Origin of the sequence: Pseudomonas sp. DE0010, assembly GCF_007680745.1 — a bacterium.
In the GTDB taxonomy this organism is placed as follows: domain Bacteria; phylum Pseudomonadota; class Gammaproteobacteria; order Pseudomonadales; family Pseudomonadaceae; genus Aquipseudomonas; species Aquipseudomonas parafulva_B.
This window is the reverse complement of record NZ_VEJQ01000017.1, coordinates 106746-114425: the sequence shown is the minus strand read 5'-3', so window position 1 is coordinate 114425 and position 7680 is coordinate 106746. Positions and strand designations below refer to the sequence as shown.

Genomic DNA, 7680 nt, shown 5'->3' with positions numbered 1-7680 from the left:
CGAATTGCTTGATTCGATTTGTTAAAGAGCGTTTGGTTGAGCCTGTTTCGTCTCAACCGAGGCGCGCATTCTACGCTTTCCTCATTGCCTGTCAAGCGTTTGTTTTGAAGTTTTTTAAAGCGCCTTACTCGAAGACTTGAAACTTCAACCGCTGACCGACTTCCCCGCCGCGTTACTCGCTGCGAGGTGGCGAATAATACGCGCTTTGAATCTTGAGTCAACCCTTTGATTTAAAAACTTTTGCACGCGTACCGCCCCACTCCCCGCAACTTAATGAGGCTGAGGTGAATCTGTAGATAAACCCACCACGGAGCGTAGCGGTAATGAGCGAGGCGCAAAGCGAGAAAACCCCGGGCCTGTCTGCAGACGAACAACAGGAGGTCAGCTCCAACCAGCCGCCACGTGCGGCAGTGCTCCACGAAACCATCCGGTTGCAGGGCGACCAGGAACTGGAACGTACATTGGCTGCGCTCTGGTGGTCAGCCCTTGCCGCTGGTTTGTCCATGGGGCTGTCACTGATGGCCATGGGTCTTCTGTACTCGCGTCTGCCCGACGGCGAGAGCGCGCAGGTCATCGCCAGTATCGGCTACAGCGCCGGTTTCCTGGCCGTCATCATCGCACGGCAGCAGTTGTTCACCGAGAACACTCTGACCGCCGTCCTGCCGGTGATGACGACGCCAACGCTGGGCAACTTCGGTCGCCTGCTGCGTCTCTGGGGCGTGGTCCTGGCCGGCAACCTGGCCGGCACCTTGCTGGTGGCCTGGGTAATGCTCGAACTGCCCATCTTCGATACCAAGACAGACATCGCCTTCCTGGAGGTGGGGCGTAAGGTGATGGAAAACGACGTCAGCCAGATGTTTGCCAAAGGCATCGTGTCCGGCTGGATGATCGCCACCATGGTCTGGATGATCCCCTCCATGGAGCATGCCAAGATCTGGATCATCCTGGTCATCACCTACCTCATGGCATTGGGCGACTTCACCCACATCGTGGTGGGGTCGGTAGAGGTTTCGTATCTGGTCTGGGCAGGTGAGGAGACCTGGAGCAACTTCCTGCTGCACTTTGCCCTGCCTACGCTGGCCGGCAACATCATCGGCGGCAGTTTCATCTTTGGCCTGATCAGCCATGCCCAAGTGCGCAGCGACAGCGGCAAATCACCCTCGCAGTTACTCAAAGATGAACAGCCCTCGCGAAAACGCCAAGACGATCAGCAAAAGTGAAACGTAGCCTTACGGCGTGCGGGTAACATCTCCTCTTCTTCTATAAGGAAGCTGGGCAACGGCGTGCCGACAACGCTGCCCAGCTTTCCCGTCCTCTTTCAGGTCCCACCTCGACTGCTCGCATCACCCGTGATTTGGCTTGCAAGGCCATGTCTCGTGCGCCGCCCATGGCCCAGAATACTCGCGCACGTTAAGCAATAAGCGCCCCGATAGAGATCACACCCATGGACACACGCACCGGCAAGGGCCTTTCGTTTGCCAAACGGATTTATCTGCCACGGGTACTGGGCAAGGGTGTGGGGCTTTTCGCGGTAATGGCCGCAGTGGAACCCTTGTCTCCCCCCGCCTGGGTTTGGGCATTCATGCTGTTCAACGGCTTGCTATGGCCACACTTGGCCTATCTGTGGGCGGCCCGGTCCAAAGCCCCCTACCAGGCCGAGCAACGCAACTTTTTTCTTGATTCGCTAATGGGTGGGTTCTGGGCCGGTGCCATGCAGTTCAATCCGCTGCCGACGGTCACCGTTCTATCGATGATCACCATGAACAACGTCGCAGCCGGCGGCAAGGCCTTGGCAATTCGCGCAGGCATGGCGCAAGTGGCAGGCATGCTTACGGCTTGCGTCTTGCTGGGGGCGGGATTTCAACCCGACGCCACCGCCTTTCAGGTCTATGCTTGCCTGCCGATGCTGACGTTGTACCCGGCGGCGCTAGGGTGGGTTTGCTATCGACTGGCGATCAAGCTGGCCGAGCACAAACGCCGACTCAACACCCTCAGCCTGACCGATAGCCTGACCGGGCTGCTCAACCACGGCGCCTGGAAAGACCTTCTGGCGAGGCGTTTTCACGGCTGCAGGAAACAGCGCGGTGAAGCGGTAGTTGCCCTGATCGACATTGATCATTTCAAGACCATCAACGACACCTTCGGCCATGTAGTGGGCGATCAGGTGCTGCGCCAGGTGAGCATCGAGTTGCGCGGCGCCCTGCGCGAAGGCGACAAGGCCGGTCGCTACGGGGGCGACGAATTTTGCGTGATACTGCCGAGCACCACCGAAGCCCAGGCCTGCCAGGCCATGGAGCGCCTGCGCGAGCGCGTGGCGGCCTACCGCGACCCGCAGACGCCGCACCTGCGCATCAGCTTGAGCATTGGCCTGTGCCCGTTCGACCCCTCGCTGGAGACGCCGGACGGCTGGTTACGCCAGGCGGACACCGCTTTGTATGTAGCCAAGCGCAACGGTCGGGATCGCGTCATGGCCACTCATCAAGCCGATACCAGCATGACGCCTCCTGCCGAGCCCCCCGTCTTCATATCGCTGGCGCGATGACACCTGCCGGGTGCAAGCGCCGCTCGGCCACAATCTCCGGCAGGTCGTGCCGACGAAGGTAGGCCCTGAGCGGCTCACTCACATTCAACCGTTCATCCATGCGTTGCTCCAGCAACAGGCCCAGCCGCTCGCGACACAAGGCCATGCGATGCCCCTGTTCGGGTCGCCATACGAACTCGCTGCAGGGGATGATGCTGTCGTCGGCGATATCCATGCCAAAGGCATCCTCGGAGAAACGCACGATATAAAGGCCGCGTTTACCGTGAAAGCCGACGAAGCCCTTGAGCTGCTCGGCTGCATTGCAGATATCCTGGGATGTAATGGTCATGCCCCACCTCACGATGAATGGAACGTGCTGCGCAGCCATCAAACGGGAATGCTTGCCGCTGCCAGCCACGCCCGCGGGTATCGGCCCACGTCGCCGGAACAAATGCCAGGCAAAAAAATGGGCGACCGAAGTCGCCCTAAATGCCTTGCGTGCTCATGGATCGGGAAGATCAAGGACGCTTGCGCTTGCTCGAGTCCTTCCAGATGAAAATGCCTAGACCGGCGAAGAAAGCCACCATCAACCCCACCGTTACCACCCCTGCGATAACCACGTTGTCGAAGAACATGCCGACCTCTCCATTTGTTTGCCGTTGTCCGATGGGAGAACAGTAACCAATGCCAGGCGGGAGAAAATTGACCAGGGTCAATGACGCCCGGGGACGGGCGCGTGGGGCGGGTGCAGGGTTGACCTGCGTCAAGCATCAGCGCTTCTTGGGCTTGCGCTTGGACTTCTTCTTGACAGCATTCAAGGGCAGTGCCTGCTCGAAGGCATCGCGCATCTCGTTCAGGCGCTTCTCCTTGATGTCATGCACACGGCGTGCACGTTCGGCATCGAAATCAATGAGATTGTCTTGGCTCATACTGGGCTCTACACACTACGGATACTGCATGATGGGGCCAGAACCAGACGCTTGCCAGTCCCGTTTCATACTTCGATGTCCACCAGCAGCCCCTGGCGCACGGGCTCATCCATCAAGGGCACCACTGGCACGGTATTGTCGGCGTTGACCTCATGGCCCGGCAACGCGTCGAATCGCTCATCGTTACCTTTGCCTTTACCCTCGCGTTGCTGCTGTCGGCGCTGCTCCTCGCGCAGCAGCAACTGCTGGTCCTGCGGGTCACGCTGGCGCTTGAGGTCGATTGCACTTTCACCGGACGCAGGCTGCGCCGGCACTACCGGCTTTATATCCGGGGTCGGTTTGACCGGGTCCTGCTGCGAGGTGACCGGGGCAGCGCTGAGCGGAATGATCGGTGGCAGCATGGCGGTTCTCCTGTACCCCTGTATCGGCAGCCCTGCTGCTGCCTTGAAGTCATGGACAACATTTAGCCCGGTTCGTCCGCCGCCTCATCCTGGTCCTGCAAGGCGGTTTCGCTCCAGGGACGCTGGTAGACCTGCTGCCACACTGCATCCATATGGGCCCGAACCCAGGCCGGGGCGGCCTTGAGCGAGGCACTGTCCTGGCGCTCGCCGCCGATCGGGTCTTCGCCTGCCGGGGTGATCAGCGACTGGCCCGTGATGCTGTAGACCCTTTGCCCGTCCCGCATCTCGATGGCGATGTCATGGGGCTCGACACCTCCTCCGCAGAAGGCATGGCTGGCCACCGTCACCTCGGCCGTACCGTTCTGGTCGAGGTCGGCCACGCCGCTGACATCGGTGTAGAAGTCCACATCCAGGTCCAAACCCGGACACGTGGTTTGCTGATCGATCTGCCAGCGCGCCTGGAAGGCTTCCTGCGCTTTGCTTCGGCCGTACAAGGTGGCCTTGAGCACGACCTTGTCCACTTCCTGCTCACTTTCAGGGTCGCTGGCCTGGCCATCGACACGGCTCAAGACCAACAGCCCTTCGCCGTCCCTGTCCCGGTAGTGCACACTCTTGAGCGGTGCCTGCACGCCCAGCACCTCCAGCTGCTCCATGGGGATAGGCGGCAACATTTCGAAGGTCTTCGGCTTGCATCCTGCCAGGAGCAGACCGCCGACCGTGAGGCTCAAGATAACGCAAAGAGGCTTGGCAGGCATGGGATGCATAACCCTCGTCGGCACGGCAGGAAGCGACGAAACGGCTAGACTGATGCACCGGCCGAGACCGTTCGGCACCCTCAGGTGCACTCGGCACTTTGGTCTGCCCGGCCGATCCGTTAACATAATCGGCTTTTTCATCGCGGGAGTGCAGGCAGTATGGCGCAGCAGTATCAACCGGGGCAACGCTGGATCAGCGACAGCGAGGCAGAGCTCGGCCTGGGTACCATCCTGGCGCAGGATGGCCGCCTCCTGACCGTCCTCTACCCGGCCACTGGCGATACCCGCCAATATTCCCTGCGCAATGCGCCGCTGACACGCGTGCGCTTCTCGCCAGGTGACCAGATCACTCATTTCGAAGGCTGGAAACTGACCGTGCGGGAAGTCGAGGACATCGACGGCCTGATGGTCTATCACGGGCTCGACGGGCAGAATCAGCCCCGCACGATGCCGGAGACCCAGCTGTCGAACTTCATCCAGTTCCGCCTGGCCAGCGACCGCCTGTTCGCCGGCCAGATCGACCCGCTGTCCTGGTTCAGCCTGCGCTATAACACCCTGCAGCATACCAGCAAGCAGATGCAGTCCACGCTGTGGGGCCTGGGCGGCTGCCGTGCCCAGCCCATCGCCCACCAGTTGCACATCGCCCGCGAAGTAGCCGACCGCAGCGCACCTCGCGTACTGCTCGCCGACGAAGTGGGCCTGGGCAAGACCATCGAGGCAGGCCTGGTGATTCATCGCCAACTGCTGACCGGCCGCGCCAGCCGGGTGCTGATCCTGGTGCCCGAGAACCTCCAGCATCAATGGCTGGTGGAGATGCGCCGGCGCTTCAACCTGCAGGTCGCCCTGTTCGATGCCGAACGGTTCATTGAAAGTGATGCCAGCAACCCCTTCGAGGACGCCCAGCTCGCGCTGGTCGCGCTGGAGTGGCTGGTCGACGACGAGAAAGCCCAGGATGCGCTGTTCGCGGCGGGCTGGGACCTGATGGTGGTCGATGAGGCGCACCACCTGGTCTGGCACGAGGAACACGCCAGTGCCGAATATGCACTGGTCGAACAGCTGGCCCAGGTCATTCCCGGCGTGCTGCTGCTCACTGCAACCCCTGAACAATTGGGCCAGGACAGCCATTTCGCGCGTCTGCGCCTGCTCGATCCCAACCGTTTCCATGACCTGGCGGCCTTCCGCGCCGAAAGCGAGCATTACCGCCCGGTGGCCGAGGCGGTGCAAGAGCTGCTGGACGAGGGACGCTTGTCGCCAAAGGCCCACGCCACCATCCAGGGTTTCCTCGGGGCCGAGGGCGACGCACTGCTCGCGGCGGTCAACGACGGGGACAGCCAGGCCAGCGCCCGACTGATCCGCGAACTGCTCGATCGCCATGGCACCGGACGCGTGCTGTTCCGCAACACCCGCGCCGCCATCCAGGGGTTCCCTGAGCGGCAGTTGCACCCTCACCCACTGCCCAACCCAGAGCAGTACGCCAGCTTGCCCGAGGGCGAACACGCCGAGCTTTACCCTGAGGTGGCGTTCCAGTCCCAGGCGGACCAGGCGCAGGAAGAGCGCTGGTGGCGCTTCGACCCGCGGGTCGACTGGCTGATCGACACCTTGAAAATGCTCAAGCGTACCAAAGTGCTGGTCATTTGCGCCCATGCCGAGACCGCCATGGACCTGGAGGACGCCCTGCGCGTACGTTCCGGGATTCCGGCTTCGGTCTTCCACGAGGGCATGAGCATCCTGGAGCGCGACCGCGCGGCGGCCTACTTCGCCGATGAAGAATTCGGCGCCCAGGTGCTGATCTGCTCGGAAATCGGCAGCGAGGGGCGCAACTTCCAGTTCGCTCATCACCTGGTGATGTTCGACTTGCCTGCCCATCCCGACCTGCTCGAACAACGTATCGGCCGTCTGGACCGTATCGGCCAGAAGCACACCATCGAGTTGCACGTGCCGTACCTGCAAGGCACGCCGCAAGCGCACCTGTTCCAGTGGTACCACGAAGGTCTCAACGCCTTCCTCAACACCTGCCCCACCGGTAACGCCCTGCAGCATCAGTTCGGCCCCCGCCTGCTGGCACTGCTCGACAGCGATGACAGCAAGGCCTGGGACAGCCTGGTCAACGAAGCGCGTAGCGAACGTGAGCGGCTCGAAGCCGAGTTGCATACCGGCCGTGACCGCTTGCTCGAACTCAATTCCGGTGGTGCCGGCGAAGGTGAAGCGCTGGTCGAGGCCATCCTCGAGCAGGACGATCAGTTCGCCCTGCCGATCTACATGGAAACCCTGTTCGATGCGTTCGGTATCGACAGTGAAGACCATTCGGAAAACGCGCTGATCCTAAAGCCCAGCGAGAAGATGCTCGACGCCAGCTTCCCCTTGGGCGATGACGAAGGTGTGACCATCACCTATGACCGCGGCCAGGCGCTGTCGCGTGAAGACATGCAGTTCCTGACCTGGGAGCACCCGATGGTGCAAGGCGGCATGGACCTGGTGCTGTCCGGCTCGATGGGCAATACCGCCGTGGCGCTGATCAAGAACAAGGCGCTCAAGCCTGGGACCGTGCTGCTCGAGTTGCTGTTCGTCAGCGAGGTGGTCGCGCCGCGCAGCTTGCAACTGGGCCGGTACCTGCCGCCAGCCGCCCTGCGCTGCCTGCTTGATGCCAACGGCAATGACCTGGCGTCGCGGGTCGCATTCGAGACCCTGAACGATCAGCTCGAAAGCGTACCCCGTGCCAGTGCCAACAAGTTCGTCCAGGCTCAGCGCGACGTACTTGCAAAGCGCATCGGCAGCGGCGAAGAAAAGATCGTCCCGCTACACGAGCAACGGGTGGCCGAAGCCCAACGGCGCCTGGCCGCCGAGGCCGACGAAGAGCTCGCCCGCCTGGTGGCACTGCAAGCGGTCAACCCAAGCGTGAGGGACAGTGAAATCGACGCGTTGCGCAAGCAGCGCGAAGAAGGCCTGGCCATGTTGGCCAAAGCAGCGCTGCGCCTTGAAGCGATCCGCGTGCTGGTCGCAGGCTGACCGCAGTGGGCCCGCCTGACCTGCAGCGCCCTTACCCGTCCTGGGATGAGGCCGCTGCAGGTCAGACC

8 protein-coding genes are annotated in these 7680 nt (G+C 61.9%); 3 read left to right on the top strand and 5 right to left on the bottom strand.

All coding sequences use genetic code 11. The features are described 5' to 3' along the window. The first annotated feature begins 323 nt into the window (after positions 1–323). Together FS767_RS14475 and FS767_RS14470 are read left to right on the top strand one after the other, a co-directional pair. Positions 324–1220 carry a formate/nitrite transporter family protein gene (locus tag FS767_RS14475; protein ID WP_144966413.1) on the top strand — a complete coding sequence of 299 codons (897 nt, stop codon included), beginning with the start codon at positions 324–326 and terminating at the stop codon, positions 1218–1220. Positions 1221–1444: 224 nt separating this feature from the next. Then, entirely contained in the window at positions 1445–2542 is a 1098-nt protein-coding gene (locus tag FS767_RS14470) for a diguanylate cyclase (protein ID WP_144966411.1), read from the top strand. Here the strand turns inward: FS767_RS14470 and FS767_RS14465 are convergent. The 5 genes from FS767_RS14465 to FS767_RS14455 all read right to left on the bottom strand — a co-directional run bounded on the left by FS767_RS14465 (position 2523) and on the right by FS767_RS14455 (position 4606). Beyond that, positions 2523–2870, bottom strand: coding sequence for a DUF2025 family protein (locus FS767_RS14465; protein WP_144966409.1), 348 nt, complete (start codon positions 2868–2870; stop codon positions 2523–2525). The two genes, FS767_RS14470 and FS767_RS14465, sit on opposite strands and share 20 nt — an antisense overlap. 169 nt (positions 2871–3039) lie before the next feature. Then, the gene (gene ccoM, locus FS767_RS23350; RefSeq protein ID WP_023535213.1) at positions 3040–3156 is read right to left on the bottom strand and encodes a cytochrome c oxidase subunit CcoM; all 117 of its coding nucleotides are present in this window, start codon (positions 3154–3156) and stop codon (positions 3040–3042) included. Positions 3157–3291: 135 nt separating this feature from the next. Beyond that, positions 3292–3450 carry a hypothetical protein gene (locus FS767_RS22870; RefSeq protein WP_167339851.1) on the bottom strand — a complete coding sequence of 53 codons (159 nt, stop codon included), beginning with the start codon at positions 3448–3450 and terminating at the stop codon, positions 3292–3294. Positions 3451–3515: 65 nt separating this feature from the next. After that, positions 3516–3851 carry an aspartate-semialdehyde dehydrogenase gene (locus FS767_RS14460; RefSeq protein WP_144966407.1) on the bottom strand — a complete coding sequence of 112 codons (336 nt, stop codon included), beginning with the start codon at positions 3849–3851 and terminating at the stop codon, positions 3516–3518. 62 nt (positions 3852–3913) lie between these two features. Continuing rightward, positions 3914–4606: a M949_RS01915 family surface polysaccharide biosynthesis protein gene (locus tag FS767_RS14455; RefSeq protein ID WP_144966405.1), complete on the bottom strand. Its 693-nt coding sequence runs from the start codon at positions 4604–4606 to the stop codon at positions 3914–3916. Between the two features lie 159 nt (positions 4607–4765). On the opposite strand from FS767_RS14455, the gene rapA reads away from it, so the two are divergent. Continuing rightward, positions 4766–7612 (top strand): RNA polymerase-associated protein RapA, encoded by a 2847-nt coding sequence (gene rapA / locus FS767_RS14450; protein ID WP_058606028.1) that lies wholly within the window; start codon positions 4766–4768, stop codon positions 7610–7612. Positions 7613–7680: the final 68 nt, after the last annotated feature.

Coding starts and splice junctions, on each gene's coding strand:
- FS767_RS14475 (WP_144966413.1), top strand. CDS start 324: ATGAGCGAGGCGCAAAGCGAGAAAACCCCGGGCCTGTCTGCAGACGAA.
- FS767_RS14470 (WP_144966411.1), top strand. CDS start 1,445: ATGGACACACGCACCGGCAAGGGCCTTTCGTTTGCCAAACGGATTTAT.
- FS767_RS14465 (WP_144966409.1), bottom strand. CDS start 2,870: ATGACCATTACATCCCAGGATATCTGCAATGCAGCCGAGCAGCTCAAG.
- ccoM (WP_023535213.1), bottom strand. CDS start 3,156: ATGTTCTTCGACAACGTGGTTATCGCAGGGGTGGTAACGGTGGGGTTG.
- FS767_RS22870 (WP_167339851.1), bottom strand. CDS start 3,450: ATGAGCCAAGACAATCTCATTGATTTCGATGCCGAACGTGCACGCCGT.
- FS767_RS14460 (WP_144966407.1), bottom strand. CDS start 3,851: ATGCTGCCACCGATCATTCCGCTCAGCGCTGCCCCGGTCACCTCGCAG.
- FS767_RS14455 (WP_144966405.1), bottom strand. CDS start 4,606: ATGCCTGCCAAGCCTCTTTGCGTTATCTTGAGCCTCACGGTCGGCGGT.
- rapA (WP_058606028.1), top strand. CDS start 4,766: ATGGCGCAGCAGTATCAACCGGGGCAACGCTGGATCAGCGACAGCGAG.